17 protein-coding genes are annotated in these 26,481 nt (G+C 41.0%); 15 read left to right on the top strand and 2 right to left on the bottom strand.

Annotated elements, in window-relative coordinates; translation table 11 throughout:
• Positions 1-11 precede the first annotated feature (11 nt).
• Positions 12-1,019 (bottom strand): tRNA dihydrouridine synthase DusB, encoded by a 1,008-nt coding sequence (gene dusB / locus EJN84_RS05485; protein ID WP_129594475.1) that lies wholly within the window; start codon positions 1,017-1,019, stop codon positions 12-14.
• Positions 1,016-1,399 (bottom strand): arsenate reductase family protein, encoded by a 384-nt coding sequence (locus tag EJN84_RS05480; protein ID WP_129594474.1) that lies wholly within the window; start codon positions 1,397-1,399, stop codon positions 1,016-1,018. The genes dusB and EJN84_RS05480 overlap by 4 nt, the downstream gene beginning before the upstream one ends.
• Before the next feature lie 516 nt (positions 1,400-1,915).
• Between EJN84_RS05480 and nadA the strand changes: the two genes are divergently transcribed.
• The 15 genes from nadA (at position 1,916) to EJN84_RS05405 (ending at position 26,458) form a co-directional block, all read left to right on the top strand.
• Complete coding sequence (nadA, locus tag EJN84_RS05475; RefSeq protein ID WP_129594473.1) at positions 1,916-2,860, top strand: quinolinate synthase NadA; 945 nt, start codon at positions 1,916-1,918, stop codon at positions 2,858-2,860.
• Positions 2,861-2,983: 123 nt separating this feature from the next.
• Positions 2,984-4,087: a redox-regulated ATPase YchF gene (ychF, locus tag EJN84_RS05470; protein ID WP_129594472.1), complete on the top strand. Its 1,104-nt coding sequence runs from the start codon at positions 2,984-2,986 to the stop codon at positions 4,085-4,087.
• A 338-nt stretch (positions 4,088-4,425) separates the two neighbouring features.
• Positions 4,426-5,403: a LacI family DNA-binding transcriptional regulator gene (locus tag EJN84_RS05465; protein ID WP_238943936.1), complete on the top strand. Its 978-nt coding sequence runs from the start codon at positions 4,426-4,428 to the stop codon at positions 5,401-5,403.
• A 47-nt stretch (positions 5,404-5,450) separates the two neighbouring features.
• Positions 5,451-7,226, top strand: a complete 1,776-nt coding sequence (locus EJN84_RS05460) for an L-fucose isomerase (RefSeq protein WP_129594470.1) — start codon at positions 5,451-5,453, stop codon at positions 7,224-7,226.
• Between the two features lie 24 nt (positions 7,227-7,250).
• Positions 7,251-8,447: a glycoside hydrolase family 172 protein gene (locus EJN84_RS05455; protein WP_129594469.1), complete on the top strand. Its 1,197-nt coding sequence runs from the start codon at positions 7,251-7,253 to the stop codon at positions 8,445-8,447.
• Between the two features lie 27 nt (positions 8,448-8,474).
• Positions 8,475-11,606 (top strand): SusC/RagA family TonB-linked outer membrane protein, encoded by a 3,132-nt coding sequence (locus EJN84_RS05450; protein WP_129594468.1) that lies wholly within the window; start codon positions 8,475-8,477, stop codon positions 11,604-11,606.
• A gap of 114 nt (positions 11,607-11,720) precedes the next feature.
• Positions 11,721-13,529 (top strand): RagB/SusD family nutrient uptake outer membrane protein, encoded by a 1,809-nt coding sequence (locus EJN84_RS05445; RefSeq protein WP_165004095.1) that lies wholly within the window; start codon positions 11,721-11,723, stop codon positions 13,527-13,529.
• Between the two features lie 23 nt (positions 13,530-13,552).
• Entirely contained in the window at positions 13,553-13,963 is a 411-nt protein-coding gene (locus EJN84_RS05440) for a DUF4945 domain-containing protein (RefSeq protein WP_317125854.1), read from the top strand.
• A gap of 230 nt (positions 13,964-14,193) precedes the next feature.
• Positions 14,194-15,438: an IS4 family transposase gene (locus EJN84_RS05435; RefSeq protein ID WP_129594467.1), complete on the top strand. Its 1,245-nt coding sequence runs from the start codon at positions 14,194-14,196 to the stop codon at positions 15,436-15,438.
• Positions 15,439-15,538: 100 nt separating this feature from the next.
• The gene (locus tag EJN84_RS05430) at positions 15,539-16,972 is read left to right on the top strand and encodes a DUF4185 domain-containing protein (RefSeq protein WP_129594466.1); all 1,434 of its coding nucleotides are present in this window, start codon (positions 15,539-15,541) and stop codon (positions 16,970-16,972) included.
• Positions 16,973-17,007: 35 nt separating this feature from the next.
• On the top strand, positions 17,008-18,120 hold the full coding sequence (locus EJN84_RS05425) for a hypothetical protein (RefSeq protein ID WP_129594465.1): 1,113 nt from the start codon (positions 17,008-17,010) through the stop codon (positions 18,118-18,120).
• On the top strand, positions 18,113-21,157 hold the full coding sequence (locus EJN84_RS05420; RefSeq protein ID WP_129594464.1) for a GH116 family glycosyl hydrolase: 3,045 nt from the start codon (positions 18,113-18,115) through the stop codon (positions 21,155-21,157). Before EJN84_RS05425 ends, EJN84_RS05420 begins: the two co-directional genes overlap by 8 nt.
• Positions 21,158-21,202: 45 nt before the next feature.
• A complete protein-coding gene (locus tag EJN84_RS05415) occupies positions 21,203-22,375 on the top strand; it encodes a glycoside hydrolase family 172 protein (protein WP_129594463.1) in 1,173 nt (390 codons plus the stop codon).
• A 14-nt stretch (positions 22,376-22,389) separates the two neighbouring features.
• Entirely contained in the window at positions 22,390-24,327 is a 1,938-nt protein-coding gene (locus tag EJN84_RS05410; RefSeq protein ID WP_129594462.1) for a glycoside hydrolase family 172 protein, read from the top strand.
• Between the two features lie 25 nt (positions 24,328-24,352).
• Positions 24,353-26,458: a glycoside hydrolase family protein gene (locus EJN84_RS05405; RefSeq protein WP_129594461.1), complete on the top strand. Its 2,106-nt coding sequence runs from the start codon at positions 24,353-24,355 to the stop codon at positions 26,456-26,458.
• Positions 26,459-26,481: the final 23 nt, after the last annotated feature.

The raw sequence follows: 26,481 nt of genomic DNA, 5'->3' as shown, positions 1-26,481 counted from the left end.
GAAACGAGTATTTAATTGTGCTTACTAATAAAACTTATTCGATCAAATTTTTCGGGAATTTCGTCCATAATGGCAAACAACTCATCGATTGTACTGGCTCGCAACATCGCAATGCGTGTCGGTTTGAAATCGGGAATGCCCTTAAACAAGGGTGTAGCTGCTAAATGACGTCGAATATGCAAAATGCCACGACGTTCATCCAACCGTTCCACACTCTGCAAAACTTGTTGTTTGAGGACATCCAAATACCATTTGAATGATTCCGGTGGAAGCCGCTCGCCTGTGGTGAGAAAATGTTTTACTTCGCTAAAAATCCATGGTCGGCCAATGCTTGCTCTTCCAATCATCACGGCATCCACACCCGTTTCCTCGAATCGTTTTTTGGCAACCTCCGCTGAGTCGATGTCGCCATTTCCAATAATGGGAATATGCATTCGCGGGTTGTTCTTCACTTCGCCGATCAGTGTCCAGTCGGCTTCGCCGGTGTACATCTGTGCGCGCGTTCGACCGTGAATGGTAAGTGCTGCAATACCACAATCTTGCAATTGCTCGGCCAGCGAAACGATGATTTTCGAATGTTCATCCCAACCCAACCGTGTTTTCACCGTAACCGGTTTTTTGACCGCTTTCACCACCTTTTCCGTAATTTCGAGCATTAGTTCCGGCGTTTTAAGCATCCCGGATCCGGCACCTTTGCCGGCAACTTTTTTCACCGGACAACCAAAATTTATATCGATTACATCGGGATTGGCTTCCTCACAAATTTTGGCAGCCTCTGCCATCGCGTCGGGATCGCGACCGTAGATTTGAATAGCAACGGGACGTTCGTCATCGCTAATCACCAGTTTTTCCCTGGTTTTTTTTACTTCTCGAACCAAAGCGTCGCTCGAAACAAATTCGGTATAAACCATGTCGGCTCCAAATCTTTTGCACAAAAGCCGAAAGCCTATATCGGTTACATCCTCCATCGGAGCCAAAAAAACCGGAAAGCGAGAAAACTCTATTTCTCCAATTTTCATTTCGAAGGTTTTGTCTGTACGTAATTTTTTAATTTATTTCCCCACTCCATTTCATCGAATCCGACCAAAACAAAATCATCTGCTACAAGAATGGGTCGTTTGATCAACTTTCCGCTCTGAGCCAACAAGCGGATGAGTTCTTCGTTCGAAGCCGTTTTGACGATATTTTTCAGATTATTCTCCTTGTAAACCTGACCTGAAGTATTGAAAAATTTCAGAATCGGCAAGCCGCTTTTTTCAATCCATTCCGAAAGCTCTTTTTCCGAAGGATTTTCGTCCACAATGTGACGAGAAACAACTTCTATATTATTTTCACGTAGCCATTTGGCAGCTTTACGACATGTTCCGCACGATGGATATTGCAAAAAGAGAAGATTCATACTTTTCGGAGATTAGTTGTTTAAAAATATAGCCGGAATCCATAAATGGTTTCCGTTTTAATACACAAAAAACACAGATATATAATTTTTGTTCATCCGCAAAATCATCGGCAAAAAAATGTTGATAACTTGTCAAACGTATGTTCACGAAAAAATCATATTTCGATTTGCAAAATTCAAAAAAATTTTAAGCAGACCAAAAGTTGATTTTAAGAACAAAAACTGAAAAAATTTATCACGTTTTCATTCATGAGTTATCAACTGCCACCCGTAACAAAAAAGAAATTAATTATTAACTTTGCAAGATATAAACAAATGTTGATAAAATTTGTAATCGATTGAAATTTAAGTATTAAATTAAATTTGTACTGTTTATAAGTTATGAAAAGATTGCTTTTTCTTTTCATAACTTATTTTCGTGGAAAGGTAAAAAAAGTAATCAACAATTTCAACAGATTATCATATTCATCATACCTTCTTTTAAATTTTAGAAAGAAATAAATATAGAAGTTGAAAATGAAAAAAGAATTTCTCGTCGACGAAATAAATAAACTCAGAAAAGAAAAAAATGCCATTATATTGAGTCATTATTACCAAGAACCCGAAATACAGGATATTGCCGATTTTGTTGGCGATAGTTTGGCATTGGCTCAATGGGCGGCAAAAACATCGGCAGATATCATTGTTTTATGCGGTGTGCATTTTATGGGCGAAACGGCTAAAATATTATCTCCCCAAAAGCGAGTTTTTATTCCTGATACTGCCGCAGGTTGTTCATTGGCCGATAGCTGTCCTGCTGATGAATTTAAAAAATTTATAGAAGAGCATCCCGATCACACGGTAATTTCGTATGTAAATACCACTGCCGCGGTAAAAGCTCTTACAGATATTGTCGTAACTTCGACAAATGCGCGACAAATCGTGGAATCATTGCCCGTAGAAGAGAAAATCATTTTTGGTCCCGATAGGAATCTGGGTGATTATATCAATAAACTCACGGGAAGAAATATGCTTTTATGGAATGGTTACTGCCACGTGCATCAACAGTTTTCGATGGATAAAATTTTGGAATTGAAAAAACGATATCCCGAAGCTTTGTTACTCGCTCATCCCGAATGTCCAAATTATCTGCTTCAAATAGCCGATCACATTGGCTCTACTTCTTCTTTATTGAAATTTGCAACCCGGTCCGACAGAAAACAATTTATAGTAGCAACCGAGGCCGGGATTTTGCACCAGATGCAAAAAGACAATCCAGACAAATTGTTTATTCCTGCACCTCCCGAAGATTCAACATGCGCTTGCAACGAATGTTTCTACATGAAAATGAATACATTGGAAAAACTGTATGCTTGTTTGAAAAATGAAACTCCTGAAATATTCATCGATGAGGAAATTCGCCTGAAAGCGGTGAAACCCATTGAGAGAATGCTCGAAATATCCGAAAAATATGGTTTGTAAATCCATTGGGTGTCGTCAAAACTAATTGCTTAAATCATTGTTTTTTGCTATCTTTGCAACCCGAATTCAGTAAAAATCAATTATTTTGCTGTTAATGTTTTATATTCAAAAATTTCCGGATAGATGGCTCTTCAATGCGGTATAGTAGGACTTCCAAACGTAGGTAAATCCACCCTTTTCAATTGTTTATCGAATGCAAAAGCTCAAGCGGCCAATTTTCCGTTTTGCACTATCGAACCTAATGTAGGCGTAATTACTGTTCCCGACGAACGATTGAATAAATTGGCTGAATTGGTTCATCCACAACGCATTGTTCCAACAACTGTCGAAATAGTGGATATCGCAGGTTTAGTGAAAGGTGCAAGCAAAGGTGAAGGATTGGGTAACAAATTTTTGGCCAATATTCGCGAAACAGATGCTATTTTGCATGTTCTTCGTTGTTTCGACGACGATAATGTTACGCACGTTGATGGACGAGTTGATCCGGTTCGCGACAAAGAGATTGTTGATGCGGAATTGCAGCTAAAAGATTTGGAAACAATCGATGCGCGCATCAATAAAGTGGAAAAGCAGGCCAAAACCGGAGGAGACAAAGATGCAAAAATAGCATTCGAAGTATATTCCAAAATACGTGAAGCTTTGTTGCGCGGCCAATCGGCACGCACCGTAACTTTCGATACCAAAGATGAACAAAAAATTGCTCTCGATCTTTTTTTGCTGACCGATAAGCCGGTTTTGTATGTTTGCAACGTGGACGAAAAAAGTGTTGTCACGGGAAATAAATATGTCGATGCTGTTCGTGAGGCAGTTAAAAACGAAAATACCGAAATTCTCGTAGTTGCCGCAAAAATAGAATCGGAAATTGCCGAATTTGATTCTTATGAAGAGCGACAAATGTTTTTGAACGAAATAGGACTGGAAGAATCAGGTATGAATCGTTTGATAAAATCGGCCTATAAATTATTGAATCTGCAGACTTTTCTCACTGCAGGACCTCAGGAAGTTCGCGCATGGACATTTCATAAGGGATGGAAAGCTCCACAATGTGCCGGAGTTATTCATAGCGACTTCGAGAAAGGATTTATTCGTGCGGAAGTCATCAAATATGAAGATTATATAACTTACGGTTCTGAAGCAGCGGTAAAAGAAGCAGGCAAAATGTATGTCGAGGGAAAAGATTACGTGGTGCAGGACGGCGATATCATGCACTTCCGGTTTAATGTATGAAATTTGCTTTTTGCATTTTTAACCCAAGGGTGTGTTGTGTAACTTTATATTGCTGAGCCCTCTCGATAATAATTATCTCAATAACAATAGTATGCAAAATAAAAACAATAGGTTATTTTTATTTATATGACATGAGTAAAGCTATAAATCTAAGCTCTTTTTGTTTTTTGGGCGTTTTTACTATGAAAAGGAACAAAAAATTATTTGTATTATTTCTAAATTAGTGAAATATGTTGTAAAACATATTAATTTTATTTTCATTAATCGTTTGACTTTTTACTTTTGCATAAAGTTTCGTTATTTTAATAGCAAGGCGTGTGGAAAGAGTTTCTCTAAAAATGATAGCTGAGGAATTGGGAGTTTCTATTGCGACGGTTTCTCTTGTTTTGAATGGGAAGGATAAAAATGGGAGGGTCGGTAGAGATACGGCGAAGAAGATATTGGATAAAGCGGCCGAATTAAATTATGTGCCTAATACATTCGCCATGGGATTAAAGATGGGACGATCCAAAACGATCGGTTTAATTGTGGCGGATATTTCAAATGTGTTCTTTGGAACGTTAGCCTTATATGTTCAAGAATATGCCGAAAAGGAAGGCTATACCGTAATTGTAGCCAACACAAATGAACAGGTCAAAAATATGGAAAGGATGATTAAACTATTAAAATCAAGGCAGGTAGACGGTTTAATCATCACTCCAACGGAAGGAAGCGAATTTCTGATCGAAGATTTAATGAAGGATAAAATGCCGTTGGTACTGGTTGATAGAAGCTATCCGGATTTGCCTGTAAACTCGGTGTTGATCAATAATTATGAAATCTCGTATAAATCGACGAAACAATTGATCCAACAAGGGTGTAAAAATATTGCTTTTGTAATGTACAAGCAGAATCATTTTCACATCAATGAACGAAAGAGAGGGTATTGCGAAGCCGTGAAAGAAGTTGGACTTTATAAAGAGGACAATATTCAAGAAGTACGGTATGAATTTTTGAAGAGCGATATCGACCGAGCTATTTCTTATTTGGTAAAGAAGGAAGAAAAGATAGACGGGATTTTTTTTGCTACGAATTCGATTTCCATTGCAGGTGTAAAATCGCTGTGTAAACATCATCTAGTTTTACAAAGGGATATCCAGATTATGTGTTTTGATGAGAGCGATGCTTTTTATTTGGTTCCTTTTTCTATTCCTTTCGTCAAACAGCCCATCGAAGAAATGGCTCAACATGCCATACAGATATTGCTTGATCAGATAGAAGGGAGGAATTTGAAAGTAGAGAAATGTTTTCTGGATGCAGAATTGATATTAAGATAATAAATTTTTTTCTTTAGTAGGTTAAACGTTTAACAACAATAAGTAGTATGCAAACAAATTATCCAAAAATCGGTATCCGTCCCATAATTGACGGACGTAGAAAAGGGATTAGGGAATCATTGGAAGAAACGACAATGAATCTGGCAAAGAGTGTCGCAACATTATATAGCGAAGTGTTGCGTTATCCGGATGGTTCTCCTGTGGTGTGTGTGATAGCTGATACGTGCATAGGTGGAGTGAAGGAAGCGGCTATGTGTGCCGAGAAATTCGAACGTGAAGGAGTAGGTTTGTCGTTGTCGGTAACGCCATGCTGGTGTTATGGTTCGGAAACCATAGATATGAATCCGATGATTCCAAAAGCTATTTGGGGATTTAACGGAAGTGAGCGTCCCGGTGCCGTATATTTGGCAGCGGCATTGGCAGTTCATAATCAAAAAGGATTGCCGACATTCGGTATTTATGGCAAAGATGTGCAGGACGCCGGAGATACTACAATTCCAGACGATGTCAAGGAGAAATTATTGCGTTTTGGTCGTGCGGGACTTGCTGTGGCACTAATGCGTGGGAAATCTTATCTGACCATTGGTTCGGTAGCGATGGGTATTGGCGGTTCAATGCCAAATCCCGATTTTTTGCAGGATTATCTTGGAATGAGAGCAGAATTTGTTGATGCCGTTGAGATATTGCGTTGCATAGAACTTGGAATTTATGACAACGATGAATTTCAAAAAGCGATGAAATGGACAAGAGAAAATTGTATGTCGCGTGAAGGAGAAGATTATAATCCTGAACATTTGAAAAAAACGCGTGAACAGAAAGACAAGGATTGGGAATTTGTGGTAAAGATGACAATGATCATGCGTGATCTCATGATTGGTAATCCTGTACTCGATAAAATGGGGTTTGGTGAAGAAGCCTTAGGACATAATGCCATCGCCGGAGGTTTTCAAGGACAACGTCAGTGGACGGATTATCTGCCCGATGGCGATTTTTCGGAAGCGATGTTGAATTCCTCCTTCGATTGGAACGGGATTCGTGAACCCTATGTTTTTGCAACGGAAAATGATCATTTGAATGCTATTAGCATGCTATTTAATCATTTATTGACAAATCGAGCTCAAATTTTTGCGGATGTACGTTCGTATTGGAGTCCTGAATCAATTGAAAGAGTAAGTGGATGGAAACCGGATGGGATATTAAAAGATGGGGCTATTCATCTTATCAATTCAGGTTCCTGTACGTTGGATGGGACTGGTGAACAAACCGATGAGGACGGGAATCCGGTAATGAAGCCATTCTGGAAGATTACCGAAGAAGAGGTAAATAAAATGCTGAATGCAACGACCTGGCACCCCGCTTCGTTGGAATATATGCGAGGAGGAGGTTATTCTTCCAAATTTCTTACCAAGGGAGGGATGCCGGTAACCATGTGTCGTATCAATTTGATCAAGGGTTTAGGCCCGGTCATGCAAATAGCCGAAGGATGGACCGCTACTTTTCCGGAAAATGTATTCGAAATTATTGACAAACGTACCGACAAAACCTGGCCTTCGACATTTTTTGTACCAAGAATAACGGGGAAAGGTCGTTTTACGGATGTTTATTCCGTGATGAACTATTGGGGAGCCAATCACGCAGCTATCAGTTACGGACACATAGGTGCCGATTTGATTACGTTAGCTTCAGCATTGCGTATACCGGTATGCATGCATAATGTCGATGAATCGAAAATATTTCGACCTGCTGCATGGTCAGCTTTCGGTTCAGATAATGAAGGAGCAGATTATCGAGCTTGCTCAACTTATGGAGCTTTGTATAAATAAAAATCATTCCAAAAAAATGTATTCATGAAAAAGTTAATTTTAGGAAAACGGCATGTTTTTATCTTTCTTTTTTCAATCCTCGCTATTTCGTTATTTTCCCAAAATGAAATGTCGGGAGAAATGTTCGATCTGGCAAAGATAAAAAGCGGAGTTACGAACAAGCGGATCAGCAGTTATGATAGGACAGGCGGCAACGCCGATAATATGTCCGGAATCAAACCCGGCGAAAAGCGAACCATTGCCGAAATATCGGGAAAGGGAGTCATCAACCACATCTGGATTACCATTGCTCCGCCCCCTGCCGAATTGAACAGAAATGACATCATTATCCGCATGTATTGGGATGGCAACGATTATCCTTCTGTTGAATCTCCTATTGGGCCCTTCTTTGGCCAGGGTTGGAATGAACAATACAATTATTCTTCCTTTCCGCTGAATGCAGGGCCTGTGAATGGTACCGGATTGTCATGCTATTTTGCCATGCCATTCGAAAAAGGCGCACGCATCGAAATAGAGAATCAAACCAACCGAAACATCGATGCTTTCTATTATTATGTCGATTATCTCGAAATGGATAAATTACCTAATGGCATGGGCCGTTTTCATGCCTGGTACAATCACAAACTGACCAATGCATTGCCTGATGGGGAAAATGAATGGGGAACTCTTGGCCCTCAAGGGAATAATACTACGGGAGAAAATAATTACGTATTTATCGACACAAAAGGTAAAGGGCATTTTGTGGGCATCAATTACTATGTGCATTCTCCTACCCCAATGTGGTACGGCGAAGGGGATGACATGTGGTTTATTAATGGTGAACAAATCCCATCGATGACCGGAACCGGAACCGAAGATTTCTTTAATACCTCCTGGTGCCCAAAGGAACCTTATACCAGCCTGTTTTTCGGCTATCCACGAATAAATAATGACATCGGTTGGCTTGGAAGAACTCATTTGTATCGTTTCTTTATCAACGATCCGATTTTCTTCGAAAACGGAATTAAAGGAACCATCGAACATGGACACAACAACAATCTGACACTCGATCTGGGATCGGTTGCCTACTGGTATCAGGACAAAGCCATGATGTTGCCCCCGGCTCCCACAAAAGAACAACGCAAACTGATGCCGTTTATCGGTCCTTCGGAAATCCATAAATGGCGCGATGCGTGGAGAAAAGCAAAGGGCAATAGTCCTACTCTGTGGGGAAATGAATAATTTATAAATTAAATAATAGATTTACGTATGAAAAATTTTATAAGCAAACTTGTTTTGGTTTGTTTGTTTCTGGAATTTACTGTTTATGTTTTTGCTACACAGTTACCTGACGAGACACAACAGGATAAAACCGTCAGGGGAGTTGTTATAGAACAGAACACAAATGAGCCATTGCCTGGAGCAAGTGTATATGTAAAAGGTACTACTGTCGGTACCACTACCGATATAGATGGAAGATACCAGTTGGAAGTGTCTTCAGAAGATGCTGTACTAGTTTTTTCTTTTATCGGTAAAAAAACAGTGGAACGATCTGTGAGAGGAGTGACGGTAATTAATGTGGTTATGGAAGATGAAGCAACCATGCTTGATGAGGTGGTTTTTACGGGTTATATGACACAAAAAAAAGCTGATCTTACCGGATCTGTTTCCATAGCAGCAAGCACTGATATTATAAGAAATCCTTCAGCCAACGCAATGAAAGCATTACAGGGAAAACTTCCCGGTGTGTACATCACAACAAATGGGGGAAATCCTGCCGAACACGTTAATATTCAGATAAGGGGGCTCTCTTCTCTTTCGGGCGGTGTAAAGCCGTTGATCGTGTTGGATGGAATGCCTACGGAAAATCTCAATCTCAGAGATATTAATGCCGACGATATAGAATCAATCCAGGTATTGAAAGATGCTGCTTCAGCCAGTATATATGGTGCACGTGCATCTGGAGGGGTTATTTTAATTCAGACAAAAAAAGGGAAAGAAGGAGCCCTATCCATAGAGTATAATGGAAGTGTCTCATTTAGTTCTGTTTTGAACGTACCCAGATTGATGAATGCAGAAGAATATGGAATAGCCGCTTTCAGAGCTCATGCATATGACGAAAAGGTATACGGTGTTCCTATGTCATTGCCCACTCCTTATGATTTTACCTGGCACAGAAACGAAAACGGAATAGCAGTGCTCGATGAGGTGAAGCCGGCAGAGTGGTTAAATCCGGAGAAAACGGTACAGGGCTCGAATACGGATTGGATGGACGAAATTTTTCGTACCGCATTGATGACAAATCATCAGGTGACTGTTTCCCATGGAATGGATCGCTCAAAAAGTCTGTTCTCATTGGGATATTTCAATAATGAAGGTACACAGATTCATACTTTCTTCAGACAATATTCAGTCCGTGCCAATACAGAATACAATTTATTGAATAACAGGTTGAAAATTGGTGAAAATATTGCGTTGTCGTATTTGCAATATAATGATAGGAATGAAACACGTTGGGCAATGATCAATCCTCCTGCCTGTCCTGTTTACGATATAAATGGAAACTGGGCAGGAACTCCGGGTTTTGACGACTTTACTAATCCGGTACGTGTTCTGACAATGAATAAGGATAATATCAATAATTATGTCAAGATAATCGGTAATATTTTCCTTGACCTTGATATCTGGAAAGGGATATCGGCCCGTACGCAGTTCGGGGTAGATTATGGAAATGCATACAGCAGAATTATCGACGGGAAATGGTCTGAGACAGGGGGACGGAATAGTAATGATGAGAATTACGTTGGAAGTTATCAATCTCACCCGCTCAGCTACGTGTGGACAAATACACTCTCTTATACGCTGAATACAAAAAGACATTCAATTGATGCAGTGTCAGGTATCGAATTTACGCGATTCGTACAAGAAGGATTTTCGGCAAGAAGAGAAGGTATATACTTGGAAGACCGAGATTTTGCTCATATTGGTGTAACTACCGGTTCGAAATATTCACTGGGTAGCTCGGCAGATGAATACACCTATTTTTCACTTTTTGGTAAAGTAAATTATGCCTTTGATTCAAAGTATCTTCTCTCGTTCACGTTACGACGTGACGGATCTTCCCTCTTTGGCCCAAATAACCGATATGGTACTTTTCCTGCTGTCTCGGCCGGATGGAGGATTAATGACGAATCTTTTATGGCTGATATTGAAGCGGTATCAGACTTAAAATTCCGGGTAAGCTGGGGTACGAACGGGAGCGTACAAGGATTGCCGCGTGGATATACTTCTACACCTTTCACGACCGATTATTTTAGTACGTCTTATCCGATAGAGGGTAATGAAACAGGTACTCTCTGGTCTGGTTATAGGAGAGTTTGGATCGGGAACCCCGATCTTAAGTGGGAGACGACAACTCAGACTAACTTGGGTATAGATTTTGGTTTTATGGATCAACGCTTATTCGGTGCGTTAGACTATTATTTTAAAAAAACGAAAGACGTGTTGGTACAAGTTCCCTATATTGCCGTAATGGGTGAAGGAGGAGAGCCGTGGATTAATGGTGCCTATATGAATAATCAGGGTATTGAGTTTGAAATTACTTACAGAAATAACCCTATGGCTGATTTTCAATATGCCATCACTGCCAATATTGGCTCTTATAAGACAAAACTAATAGAACTTCCTGAAAATGTGATTAATAGATACCCTGGTGATGGCATGCGCGATTTTGTGATAGGCAGAACGCCTAATATCTTTTATGGGATGGTGGCAGACGGAATCTTCAAGACGCAGGAAGAAGTGGATAATCATGCTGAACAGACAGGGAAAGCGGTCGGAAGAATTCGTTATAAAGACCTGGATGGTAACGGAGTCATTGATGAGTTGTATGACCGAACTTATATAGGAATTTCTGATCCAGATTTTTTTGGAGGTATTACCTTTGACCTCGGTTACAAAAATTTTGATATGAATATCTTTTTCCAAGGTGTATATGGAAATATGGTAAATAATGCCTGGAAACAGGAAAGCGATCTATGGAGTATTTCGGTGCCTGCAGGAAAGAATCACGAAAAAAGAATATTAGGGGCATGGTATTTCGATAATGTCTATTCGGATATTCCTGCTATGTCTAATTCAAATCCAAATAGTGAGCAACGGTTTTCTTCCTATTTTGTAGAAGATGGATCCTATCTGAAGTTGAGAAACATAGAGTTGGGATATACCTTTCCGAAAAAGATTGCATACACAATAATGATGCAGAACCTTAGGATTTATGCTTCGGCACATAACGTTTTTACGCTTAAGAAAAAAGGATATACCAGCTTCGATCCCGAAATGCCTGGGTATGGTTATTTGACGCCATTTACAATGACTTTTGGAATTAATGTAACATTCTAACTTATAGTTTCGGAAGATGTATACAAATCACTATCATTATCAAAACAAGAAAAATAATGAGTATAGGTTTATTAGTACTTTAGTAAAAAAGTAAAATATTTTAAAGATTATCATATGAAAAAGTTAAAATACATTTTTTTAGTTGTTGCCTTCATCGTTACGGCAAATAGCTGCTCCGATTTTTTGGATGTTCCTCCAAAACAGGTATTGGATGAGAGTTTGCTGACTTCTCCAGAAGATATGGAAGGTTTTGTGACAGCGGCATATGCAAGAATTACTGACATACCATCCTGGGACTCTCCCTTTTCACCCTGGTGGTCTGGATCTATGCGGTCCGACGACTCATATAAAGGAGGAGGGGGTGTATGGGATGGAGGTGACGGATGGGGTTTTATGGAAACCTTTGTGAATCTGACTCCAAACGGTTGGCCACTTGATTATCCATGGTATGTTTCTTATCAAATCATTCAGCGTTGCAATACAGCGATACAGAAGCTGAATAACATCTCCGAAAAGGATTTTCCTTTGAAGAATGTAAGAATAGGGGAGATGAAGTTTATCAGGGCTTTTGTTCATTTCAGGCTCAAACAGTTTTTCAAATATATACCTTATATAGACGAAAATGTGGTGGGAGGAACTGCTGCATTTGAAGCGATTCCTAACAGGGACCCCAATTATCCCAATGATTTGTATCTTTGGGAGCGAATTCTGAACGATTTTAAAGATGCTGAAGTGTCTCTACCCGATGTACAACCAGAGAAAGGAAGAGTTGATAAAAATGCTGCCACAGCGATGGTAGCCAGAACGCTAATGTTCATGGCATACGAGCAGGACGATAGGCATCAGGTAATCAATATCAATAAAGACCGGCTCTCGGAAGCATTGGTTTACTTGAATAAGCTTACCGAACAGGAAGGAGGGAAGGTAGATCTTTGTGCAGATTTCGGAGAAAACTTTATTCATACATCCGACAACAACACAAAGGAGTCAATCTGGGAAATTCAATATTCTATTAATGATGGCAGTTTCACCGGAGGAAAAATCAATCGAGGAGAAGGATTGAATCATCCATGGAAGTGGGCTGGATTTCAATGTTGTGGGTTCCATCATATCAGTTATAATATGGGGAATGCTTTTAAAACGGGACCTGACGGATTGCCCCTATTTGATGATTACAATAAAGATTGCTATGGAGATTACATCAAGAATGTGGATGGAAGTGATAATATTGCCCTTGTTGATGCAGGAAATCCGGCGTATTTTAATAAATACACTTGGGATCCTCGTTTCAGTCATACAGCAGGTGTTCCTGGACATCCGTGGAAATACGATCCGAACCTGATTTTTGAAAGTAGGGGAATAAGGAACGGAGCTGAATATGGTTGGTTAAAATCGGTAAAAGAATTACCCCACCCGGGTTGCGGTTGTCTTCTCTATGATGGATGGCAGTTCAATTCGATGAATAAGCGGATGATACGCTACGATGAGGTGTTATTATGGAAAGCGGAAGTATTGATTCAGTTGGACAGATGGAATGAAGCTTTAATTCCTATCAATAAAGTCCGTCAGCGAGCTGCTCATAGCGCTGGTTGGTTAATCAATGCAGACGGTACACCTGTTATGAATTATCATGTAGAGATCTATAAACCGGGAGACAATTGTACTTGGAGTAAAGAATTTGCATGGAAAGCAATGCTGTGGGAAAACCGATTGGAAATGGCTGGTGAAGGACGCCGTTTCTTCGACCTGCAGCGTTGGGGTATTCTAGAGGATGTTATGAATAACTATTTTGCTGTAGAGAAAACCAGATTCTCATGGTTGTCTGTTGCCCGCTTTACTGCCGGAAGGGATGAATTTTTCCCCATCCCCCAAAATCAAATGAAATGGGCTAAAGGTAACTATACACAAAATCCGGGATATTAATATTGGAAATTAAATTTATGATTATGAGAAAAATAGAAAAACTGATTGTTGCATCTCTCATCTTAGTTCTATTTACTGGATGTTACGATAGAGATATTCTTGATAGGAAAGATTTTAATCATTTTTTACCTAAAGTAGAGAATTTATCTTATACGCTGGAAGGGAATGTGGTTAAATTGTCATGGCAAATACCCGACAATATCCCGCAAGATTTCAAGCGACCACTGGAAGTAAGTATTCAAGTGGTGGAGGATGATATTTACCGGCAAAAGTTCTCCATATTTAATGAAATCAATACAGCAGAGGTTACAGTAGATCCGAATAAAAAGTACCGGTTTATTGTCAAATTACTGGGTTTTCTGACTCCTGAAGCAAAAGAAGAAGGGTTTACGGACAGGGTTTATTCCGAAGGTGTGATTATTGAAATTGAATAACAACTGTTGCTATGTGAGTAAAGGAAGGTGTACCGAAAGCAGTTACTTATTTTAGTAATAAAGCTTGGCGGTACACCTATTATCTATCTATTTTTCTTGAGAGTCTCGAATTTGAATTTTTATCATTGGTGTCCGGTAAAACATATACGCTAAAATGAAGGGGACCCCCTTTCGGTAATTCCCCCAGAAGGTTTACCTTTATAGTTGCAAAACAAAAAAAGATAACCGACATGGGCAAAGGTACAAATTTTAGCGGACAGCCGATCTTTACACAGCTGTTAAATTTATTGGACAAGTCAAAAATATCAAAGGCATCCAAAGCGTTGGGAGCTGATAAGTATGTGAAGCGATTCACCGGCCATAAACATATTGTTGTGATGTTGTTTGTTGCTTTCGAGGGCTACAACTCCATTCGTGAGACCGTATTGGGCCTGCTATCTAATGCTCATCGTCTCGGGCACCTCGGCCTTGATTATGTTGTCCGGCGCAGCACTCTTTCAGAGGCCAATGCCCGTCGCACACCCGATATCTTTGCCCGGGTATATTACGATACCTATCGACGTTACTCCGGTAGTTTAACGGACAGCAGCTTGAGTAAACAGGATATGAAGCGTCTTTATATCATGGATTCGACCACGATAACGCTGTTCAAGAATATCTTGAAGGGCGTAGGACGAAATCCTGAAAATGGAAAGAAGAAGGGTGGTATCAAAGCCCATACCATCATCCGTTCGGAAGATAACCAGCCCTGTTTCATCCGTTATACAGAAGCCGCAAAACACGACCATCTTTTGCTAAAGGAGGTAAATCTTCCTGAAGATTCTATTCTTTGCTTTGACAAAGGATATGTGGATTACGCACAGTATGAGGTTTTCACCCGTAAAAGAATCTGGTATGTAACCCGCTTAAAGGATAATGCTCTTTATCAGGCACGCGAAGAGTTTGATATTCCGGATGATGCCGATTCAGGTGTCCTGAAAGATGAACAGATTGAGCTTTCCTACGGTAAGAACAAAACTGAAAAGCATCTCTCAAGACGCATAGCTTACTGGGATTCCACCAATGGACGCCTGTTTGAGTTCATTACCAATAATATGGAACTTCCGGCAGAAGTGATCGCCCGGATTTATAAAAAAAGATGGCAGATTGAGCTGCTTTTCAAGCAGCTGAAGCAGAACTTTCCCTTGAAATATTTTCTGGGAGACAACGAGAACGCCATTATCATACAAATTTGGTCGGTTATGCTGGCCAACTTGCTGCTGATGATACTCAAAAGCCAAATTAAGCGGAAATGGGCATTTTCAAACATGGTTTCCGTAATCAGGCAGCACTTGATGAGTTACATCGATGTCAGAAGATTCTTTGAGAATCCTGAAAAAGCCTGGCAGGAACTTATTGAAGAGCAAAAATCTCGTCAAAAAGGCATGACAGATCAATATTCACTCTTTGCTCAATGGGAAGGGGCTTGCTTTTAGAAATACACGGAAAACTGGGCAGAAAGCCCTTTAAATCGTGATCAAAAATCAAATTACCGGTTTTACCGGACAACAATGAATTTTTATAGGATAAAAGTTTATGAATGTAGAGAAAAATAAAAACTATCGTATATTTATAGCCTTTTCAATCATTGCATTGAGTGTATCCTTTTGCGGTAAAGAAGAAGGTAGGAATAAGCCTTATATTCCGATTGATGAGATCTCGGTGGCTGAAACAGATCTTATACCCGACAAGAAGACAAAGACTGTTTCTACACTTCTCGAGTTTAAAAATCTTGACAATATTGATTATCTGATCGTGAATAAGAGTGGAGGAGAAAGTTATTCGGAAAAGATCAGTCGGAGTGTGCTTTCATCACCGTATCTTTTCAAATATACGGTAAGGGCTTCCGACCCACATTTTTTCAAACTTTTACTGAAAGCCGTTTATCGGGATGGAAATGTTTCTAAAGAAATTTCACTCAGTATAGATAATAGGTGGGGTTTTTTTATCCGCAATGTGATGCGAATAGCACGTGTTACGGGAGCTCAGATGTCCGGAGAAACATTCCCCAGTCCCAATAATACTCCATTGAAATGGAATGTTGGTGGAACGGATCTGGGTATTATCTGGGAGATGGGCCCCGATAAATATGGGATATTCTTTGGCGATACTTTCGGCCGTGATTTCAAGCCAAATCCCACCAATCCTGGGCCTAATGGATGTTGTTGGAGAAGTAATGTACTCGCTTTTTCTGAAGATAAAAATTTGGATGACGGATTGACTTTCAGAAGCATGGTGACTGATGCGAGGGGTGATGCTCGAGAAATCATACATGGAGGAAAAGACACATCTGGAAATGGAGACTGGACGTCTATTCCTTCTGCTGCTATCCGTGCTAACGGGATTGATTATGTCCATTATTTCAATATCAGGAACTGGACTGGATGGATCACTAATTATTCCGGGATGTACAAATCGATGGATAACGGGCAAACATGGGAAAAATGTGATGGCATTACATTCTCCTCCGATAGTCCTTTTGGGCAAGGAGGATATTTTAAGAAAGATGGGTATGTTTATATGATCGGTACGCAAACCGGTAGAGACAGCAAAGCCGCTCTTGCCCGTTTTCTTGAATCGGATATTGAAAACAGGGATCAGTATGAATACTGGAACGGCTCTTCCGGTGAGTGGAAAAAAGGAGATGAAAATCTGGCAACTATTATTATTAACGATAAAGTGGGAGAGTTATCATTCATTTATAATGAGACATTCAACAAGTGGTTTATTGCCTATTTCAATGGTGACCGGTATAATATCACAATGCGTACTGCGAAACAGCTTACTGGTCCTTGGAGTGAGCCATATGAATTGGCAGCAGGAAAGGATTATCCACAATTGTACGGGTCCTATTTCCATCCCCTATCGGAAACAGGAGAAAATCTCTATTTCCTTATGTCGATGTGGATGCCCTACAATGTTTTTTTGATGAAAGCCGAAATAGCAGATATGGGTAGCTTTCAGGATTAAAGAAAAGTACAAACGGTTATTTAGAAAACAGAGATATGCGACAGTTACTACTTTCTTTATTTTTACTGATACTCCTCCGTTCGGGTACTCAGCAGAGTTTTTCGGATTGGAAGCAATTGGCGCCACCCGATACGGTTGGCACCTGGATACAACCGGTACAGGGAAAACCGGCGATGCCGGAATGGGGCCATGCCAATGGTATAATTGTGGGATTGGCTCCGTTACCGGGCCCCAGAGGATTGATCAGAATTTACACTCCCTATCTGGATTATGAATTTCCTGAGGTGATGAATTTTATTGCTTTTGAGCCAATTCCGAGAGGAGCTGAAGAACGTGGGTATTCGGAACTTGAAAAGAGTAGTCTGGATAAGGATGAATGGGGAAAACGTTTTTGGAGCTCTGACGATGCTACGGCTGTTTTATCTTTAAATGAGCAATACCCGGCAAGAGGGGTAGTGGAAAAGATAGACGGGGAGGAGACGCTTACCTTGTATGTTTTTTCCGAACCTTTTGATAACGGAGCCAAAGTGTATGTTCGCCTTCGTTTCTTCGAATCCCGCCCTTACGAATTTGAGATAACGACGAATACATATAGCGGCTCCGTTGATCTGGATTATTTCATAACGACCGCTACCATGGGAAACAAAGCCCGTTTGAGAACGCTTTTCTTAAAAGACGGAGAAAAATCCTCACTCGATTTGTGGTCTGGTTACAAGGATATCCATTTTACGTCACATGCGTACTTTTCTCAACAAGAGATGATACGGAGTTGGAAGGGGGACGCTTATTTTATTGCTGCACCCAATGAAAAAGACTACAGTAAAGCGGTGTACGCAGCCGAGACAAATGTACATTGGAAATTTACCGGGAAACAGGCAACGCAATATTGGGCACAGAAGAACCCTCAGGAGAAACTGACCGGATTGGTCAACGGGCGTTTTACCTATTGGGCAAGTGAAACCCCCATTCCGAGAGGTATTTCAATTGAAAACTTTGAATTGAAATCACCGTTTAAAAATGGAGAACAGTTTGTTTTTGGGATTACCCCGCTCTCACCGCAACAGTTTATCTGGCAGATAAAGAATCGACACCCTTATGACGCCGTAGTTAATGAATTCAATTTAAACAACAATAGTGGAAATGAATAACAATCGCAGGGCATTCCTAAAGAAAATTGGGTTAGGCACGATCGCCGCGTCAAATATCCCCGGCTTTGCATCAGCTGAAAGCTTATTGAAGCAGCATCCGACCATTGATCCGGTTAAAATTCAATTGGAAAGGACGAAAAGAGTTTTCAACGGAAAATACGAGAATGAATATTTAAATAGAATTGCTTTCCCGATAGGAGGTATTGGCGCCGGAATGTTCTGTCTTGCGGGAACGGGAGCCATTTCGCATCTTTCGGTGAACAATCGGCCTGACATATATAATGAACCCTATGCTTTTGCTGCTATAAGTATAAAAGGTATTGAAAGAGGTGCTAAAGTCCTGGAAGCAGTGGTACCGAAATGGAAATTGTTTGGTCCGCCCGGAACAGGGAATGGTGGTGGTAATCGGAATTACGGTTTACCACGCTTCGAAAACGGTTCTTTTTTGGCTCGTTTCCCTTTTGCCACAATTGAATTGCAAGATAAAGATATTCCGCTCGAAATTGAAATTACTGGTTGGAGTCCTTTTATTCCTACTGATGAAGATAATTCGAGTTTACCGGTGGGGGTATTGGAATATCATTTTAAAAATACTTCGGGGAAAAAAATTGATGCTGTTTTTTCATACAATGCAAAGAACTTTATTGACGAGAAAGGTAATATTTCTGCGTTAAGAAATGGTTTCAGATTGACAAAAGCCGGTAATGGAGGTGGAAATGCTGTTGGAGGTTTTGGAATTTATGTTAATGGTGATAAGGCGGTTGTTGATCATTGTTGGTTTAGAGGCGGTTGGTTTGATTCCCAGACTATTTTATGGAAAAATATTCGGGAAGGAAATCTGATAAGCCATCCTCCGATTGAAGGAGTGTCGCCGGGAGCGTCTATTTATGTACCGTTCTCCTTGCTTCCCGGAAACGAAAAAGTTGTCAGGGTCAATTTTTGCTGGTATTTACCAAAATCCGATTTATCCATTGGACAAGCCATGTTCACCGGTAATGCTTTCGGAGACAAACCATCTAAAGGCACTGCTCCCGGCCAACAGCAAGTTTCGGGATTTGCCGGTAAACAGTTGGTCAATACATTTGATCATAATGGTGATGGACAGATGGGTATTTTATTGTCACCCGAGTTCAAAATCAATAAAAGATTTCTGAAATTTTTGGTAGGTGGCGGAACCCAAAAAGATAAAACTTCCGTAAATTTGGTGGTCGATGATGAAATTATAAAAACAGCCACCGGTAATCAGTCCGAGGTTTTAAATGAACAAGTTTGGGATTTAAAGGAATATGTTGGCAAAACTGCTCGGATAAAAATCGTCGATTTGGAGACTGCAGTGTGGGGGCATATTCTTGCCGATCAATTTGTCTTGACAGATGATCGGGCAGAAGATCTTTTCGTTCCTTCTTCTTCTTCGGCTACTCTTTTGGCGAATTTTGAAGGTGAAGATTATGGAGAGTGGGAAATCATTGAAGCCGAAGAACAGCAAAAAACATTTTCTTCGTCAGAGAGATTTTATAAACCCTGGTATGCTTCCCGTTTTCAAAATCTGAATGAACTCATTCAATATTGGGATCTTCATGCTGATGACCTTAAAAAGAAAAGTGAATTGTTCAGAGGTGCTTTTTATGCATCTACTCTTCCGCCGGAAGTAATGGAAGCTATTGCTGCCAATCTTACCATTTTGAAATCCCCTACCGTTTTGAGAATGGCTGATGGAAGGCTTTGGGCGTGGGAGGGTTGTAATGATAATTCCGGTTGTTGTCATGGAAGTTGTACGCATGTGTGGAATTATGCTCAAGCAATTCCTCATTTATTCCCTGCCTTAGAAAGGACATTGCGTGAAACGGAATATAAGATTAATCAGAATGAAGAAGGACACCAGAATTTCAGAGCTAATCTTCCACTTACTCCTCCGCCGCATAATTTTCATGCAGCTGCGGATGGGCAATTGGGCGGTATCATGAAAGTGTATCGCGATTGGCATATCAATGGTGACACGGAGTGGATGAAAAGTCTTTACCCTTACGTTAAATTGAGTCTCGATTATTGCATTCGTACGTGGGATCCAAAGCGGAAAGGTTATCTTGAAGAGCCTCATCATAATACGTACGATATCGAGTTTTGGGGACCTGATGGAATGTGTACCAGTTTTTATTTGGGTGCTTTAACTGCTTTCATTGAAATGAGCGAGGAGTTAAAAAAGCCCTATAATGAATACGAAACGCTCTTGTCAAGAGGGAAAAAATATATTGAAAATGATCTTTATGATGGAGAGTATTTCATTCAAAAAATTCAATGGGAAGGGTTACTAGCTCCCAATCCACTTGAAGTGCAATCTTTTGGCGGGGCATATTCGGAGGAAGCACTTGCTTTATTGAAAAAAGAAGGGCCCAAATATCAGTATGGAAAGGGATGTCTTTCGGACGGTATTCTGGGAATGTGGTTAGCGTCGGTATGTGGCCTTAACGAAATTGTTGATCACCAGAAAGTTAAAAGTCATCTGCTTGCTGTTCATCAATACAATTTAAAAACGGATTTAATGGATCATGCCAATCCACAGCGACCTACGTATGCTTGCGGAAACGAGGGTGGACTTTTGTTATGTACCTGGCCGAAAGGTGGTGAACTTTCCTTACCTTTTGTTTACAGCAATGAAGTTTGGACAGGAATAGAGTATCAGGTTGCGAGTCATCTCATGTTTAAAGGAGAAGTAGAAAAAGGATTGGAAATTGTTCGAGAGTGCCGAAAAAGATATGATGGAACGGTGAGAAATCCTTTCGATGAATATGAATGCGGGCATTGGTACGCACGAGCCATGTCAAGTTATGGAATGTTGCAAGGTTTGACAGGTGTTCGATACGATGCGGTGGACAAAACGATGTATATCGATTCAAAAATCGGTGATTTTACGAGTTTTATCAGTACTGCTACGGGATTTGGAACAATTACATATAAGGGAGGAAAGCCTTCATTAAACGTGGTTTACGGGCATATTGACGTGAATAAATTTATCGTTTCAGGCAAAATAGTAAAATAGTAAAATAGAAGTTTGAGTATTAATTCACTATAAATTTTTTTTATTATGCAATCTAAATCAATTGTTTACAGTCTTTTATTTATTTTGATTTTTTCATCTACGAATCTTTTGGGACAAAATGAAAGGTTCAACGGATTGAATATGAATATGGGAAATCTGCATCGGCTTTCCGATGCCGAAACAAGATCGATCAGTCCCGAAAACTTTACGGGAGAAAAAGGAAAGGGAGGGATGGCCATACCTGATCCGGAAGCAACGAGAAATACGGCCAATGCTTCTTTGGCAGCACGAGATCTTGGACAAGGATGGAAGGTTAATCCTTTTATCATTATTAAACCCGGCGAGACAATTACCTTGGCCGAAATTGACGGTCCGGGAGCCATTCAGCATATCTGGATGACACCTACCGGTAATTGGCGATTTTCCATTGTCCGTATTTACTGGGACGATGAAGAAACTCCTTCGGTTGAAGTACCGGTAGGCGATTTTTTTGGGATGGGATGGGGTGAATATGCTCATCTTAATTCGCTTGCCGTTTGTGTCAATCCGGGAAGTGCATTTAATTGTTACTGGCCGATGCCTTTTCGGAAGAAATGCCGGATTACGATGGAAAATATCAATGATCAGGACGAAATGCGGCTTTATTACCAAATAGACTACACACTTACCGATGTTCCGGATGATGCGGCCTATTTTCATGCGCAGTTTCGCAGGACAAAAGTGAACGAAACGTCGGATTATACGATTATCGATAATGTTAAAGGCGCGGGGCATTTTGTTGGTGTTTATCTGGCATGGCAAGTGAATAATAATGGTTGGTGGGGAGAAGGAGAGATCAAATTCTTTCTCGATGGCGACACAAAATTTCCTACGATTTGCGGTACGGGAACGGAAGATTATTTTTGTGGCTCGTACAATTTCGACCGGAATGGAAAATATGTCACCTTTACCACCCCTTACAGCGGACTTGTGCAGGTAATATCCCCTGATCTGACGTATAAAGCAGGACAGCGTTTTGGGCTTTATCGCTGGCACATCATGGATCCTGTTCGTTTTAAAAAGGATTTGCGCATCACGATTCAGGACTTGGGCTGGCGCCATGGAGGACGGTATTTGCCCCAGAAATCGGATATATCTTCGACTTGTTTTTGGTATCAAAAAGAGCCTCATACCAAATTTCCACAATTACCCGATTGGCAGCAATTAGAAGTGAATTAAAAAACCGAGGAATAATGAGAAAGATATCGCTGAAAATTTTTCCGGGTGTCGTATTGCTATTTATTTGCGGCTTAAACACATATTCGCAAACACACACATTCCGAAAAGAACTGGCGTTACTAAAACGAGTGGATTTGCTTCCCGCATATCGTCACAATCAACTTATAGAGCAAGAATCGAGCTACGATCGCACGTGGGGCAACGACGACGGTTTTTCGGGAAAATATTCATATGTCCGGAAAGAGAACGCACACCTTGTCCTTGCAGAATTTGAAGGGCCCGGTGTGGTAAACAGGATTTGGACCCCTACCCCGACCAGCGATATACTGTCGTTTTATTTCGATGGAGAAAAAATACCGCGGTTGAAAATTCGGTTTATGGATCTCTTCTCGGGAGAGGTGTATCCGTTCGTAAAACCTGTTTGCGGAAACGAAATAGGCGGATATTATTGCTACATTCCCATCCCCTTCAAAAAATCACTGAAGGTTGTGTTTGAAGGAGAAAAGATAATGTTCCATCAGATACAAGCTCGAAAACTGCCGGGCATGGATGTGGAAAGTTGGACAGGGAACTTCTCGGAATCCGACCGAGAGCTTTTGTCGGAAATAAGCATGTTGTGGTCCGGCATTTTTCCAACGGTACAAAATTATACATCGGGTTTGTCGGACGGAATTGAAACGGAACAAAAAAGTTTTACGCTGCAACCGGGTGAGGAGTTCACATTTTTCGACAAAAAAACGGCCGGACGTATTGTAGGCTTTGAAATTGATGGAGGAACATCGTTCGAGGGTATTTATAAAGATATTATCCTTTCGGCGAAATGGGACGATGAAAAGGTAGAAGCGATCTATGCCCCTGTGGCCGATTTCTTCGGATATGCTTACGGCAAGCCGGCCATGCGCAGTATCCTGATGGGTCGGCAGGAGACTTCCAACTATTGTTACCTGCCTATGCCTTTCGATCGTTCTGCCTCTATGAAACTTGTCTATAAGGAAAGGGAGGGAGTATGTCAGAATCCTGTACCGGTCAACGTGAAAGTGTATTATAACGATAATGGACGGAATGTGAAGGATGAGGGAAAATTTTATACCGTTTGGAGAAGAGAAAAGCCCGAAATAGGGCAGTTTCATACCTTTATGGAGATCGAAGGGAAAGGGCATTACGTGGGAACTATTCATCAGGCACAGGGACTGCGCCCAGGCATGACCCTCTTTTTTGAGGGTGATGATACCACGTATGTGGATGGAAAAATGCGTTTGCATGGCACCGGTTCGGAAGATTATTATAACGGAGGATGGTACGCCTTGCTCGATCGTTGGGACAGGGGAATCAGCATGCCCATACACGGTTCGCTCGATTATTCATTGCCTATGGGGCGCACTGGTGGTTATCGCTTTTTCCTTTCCGACAAATTGTCTTTCGAGAAAGAGATTTATCACGGAATAGAGCACGGCGAATCAGGCAATAATTTTCCCGTGGATTACATATCGGTAGCATTTTTTTATGCGGCACAACCTCTTAAGGAAAAAATGGAACCTACTATTGAATTACGCGAGGTTTATCTGCCTTCTACCCATGTCTATTTTCCGCAGTTGATGGAAATCACTCTCGACAGAGGGATGCAGGCTATTTTAGATAGAGGGTTGATGTTTACTTCCTTCGGGCAGGGTGCGGTAAGAGTAATGCTCACGGATGTGCCGGAAGGAAAATACAAGGTATTGGTCAATTATCACGAAAAACCCGGTGGTGCCGATTTTCAGGTATGGCAACGGCAGAATAGGCTCTCGGATTGGATACCGACTAAAGCAGCCCAAGAGACTTTCAGGGAGAATATCCATGTGGGAGATATTCAACTTACATCCCAGACAAATTCCATCACTTTTCATGTGAGGAGCAATGGAAAATCCGATCAGTTCGAGCTGAATTTGATTACACTCGAAAGAATAGATTAGAACACTTGTGAAAATAGACCAGAAAATGATGAAGAGACTTATTTATAGCGTATTGACTACAGTCTTGGTTTTCTCGTCCCTATTGCAGGCACAGAATGCGGAGATGCAAAATCTGCCGTTGCCAATGGAAGTGAAGTTACCCAGTATGTGGCAAAAAACCATTAGTAAGGTTCAATACGACTTGTTGGGAAATGAAAAGGGAATCAGCCAAATTGAGGTAGTGGACGAGAATTGCCTGCACATACAATTCTGTTTCTTCCTCAATCAAACCATACGGCAGGATGATTGGCAAGTGGTTGTTACTCCCGACTTTTCCCCTTCATTCCATTGGGCACCCCATCTCACGCCTACTCCCCGGCATATCATTGATCAGCATGTGTTCCGTTCTCCGGCGCTGATTGCTGCAGACGACCGACAAGTGATTACCCTAATTCCCGATCTGGACATCATGAAAAAGGGAACTCCGGTAAGGTGGTATCTCGATCTCGATGCTGAAAATAATCGCTTGGTATTGGGGATGAGTAACAGCAGGGTCGACGATCATGTCCTGTTTGTCCGTGAATTGGGCGCTGAGTATCAGGCAGGAGAAGTGGAGATCGGATTTTTCCTGATGGTGCATACTGACGAAGTGTCACTTAAAAACCCTTTCAGAAAGCCGCTCGATTTCTTCTGGGATCGTTGGGGACATGATCTTTATCAGGCCGGGAATCCGGTAGATGCCGATTTGGAACGATATGTGGAGCATACCTACAACTGGGCGTTCAACAGCTGGGCTGATGCTGTATGGCAGGAGTTTGAACTGAATGGAAACAAGGTGGGTGCACCTGTTTTTATTGTCAACGTAACACAGAGCCCCAACTATCCGGGAGAGGTGAATGAACGAGAGTTCCGTTCCGTATGGAACCAGGCATGGTTTAGCTCCCTGCGTTCTGCAGGAGGTCTATTCCGTTATGCAAGACGAACAGGAAATAGCGCGTTGATGGAGAAAGCACAGCTTACTAAGGAGCTGGCACTCTCCTTTCCTCAGAAGAATGGATTTTTCTACGGACTTATTGGCACTGAAATGGAAGAGGTGGAAATAGAGGGAAGGAAATATCACCGTAGTAAAGGATGGGATACCCATTATTGGGGAAACTCAAACCGGAACCCTTATACCTGGAATCCGAGAGAATCGCCTTTCCATATCCTTGATATGAGCTGGACAGCACTATTGATGCTCCGTTGGTATGATGAACTGGAAAAGGATGAACGGTTGCTTCGCTATGCGGAACAATATGCCCGCTCGTTGCTCAATATTCAGTCGGAGAACGGTTTTTTCCCTGTATGGCTTGATTTGCACACTCAAAAGCCAATGGATCATTTGAACGAATCGCCTGAGACTGCTATGTCAGTCACTTTTCTCCTGAAGCTATATGAATTGACCAGTAAACAGGAATACAAAAAGGCGGCGCTGAAAGCTATGGATGCGGTAATCCATAATATCATCCCTGTAGGGCGTTGGGAGGATTTTGAGACCTACTGGTCTTGCTCACGTTACGGATCGGATCATTTGGTAGGCAAAAAAGTAGGTAGAAACAATATCTACAAGCAGAATAATTTTTCCATGTTTTGGACAGCAGAAGCTTTATATGAATGTTATAGGATTACTAAGGACAAGATATATTTACGATATGGTCAGCGAACACTTGATGAAATGCTGATGACACAGGCATCGTGGCAACCGTCATATATGTATGTAAATGTTTTGGGTGGTTTTGGAGTAATGAATTCCGACGCCGAATGGAACGATGCTCGGGGAAGCCTTTTTGCTGAAATTATTTTGCGTTATGGGGAGTTATTAGGTATGTCGGAATATTATGAACGTGGCATTTCTGCTTTAAAGTCATCGTTTGTAATGATGTATTGTCCGGAAAATCCCAGAACAAAAGTGCAATGGGAAAAGACATGGCCTTTTTTTGGTCCCGAAGATTATGGGTTTACCATGGAAAATTACGGTCACAATGGAAGAACAAGTCCTGAAGGTCTTGGGATGGGAGAATTTACTATTTACGATTGGGGAAATGGAGCCGCCGCTGAAGCTTATAATCGTATTTGGGATAAATTTGGAGAGATTGAAAGATTTATAAAATGATATTAACACAATGAAAATGAATT

Source organism: Seramator thermalis (genome assembly GCF_004138125.1).
Classification (GTDB): Bacteria; Bacteroidota; Bacteroidia; order Bacteroidales; family Dysgonomonadaceae; genus Seramator; species Seramator thermalis.
The sequence above is the reverse complement of the archived record's forward strand: the minus strand, read 5'-3'. Positions and strand labels throughout refer to the sequence as shown.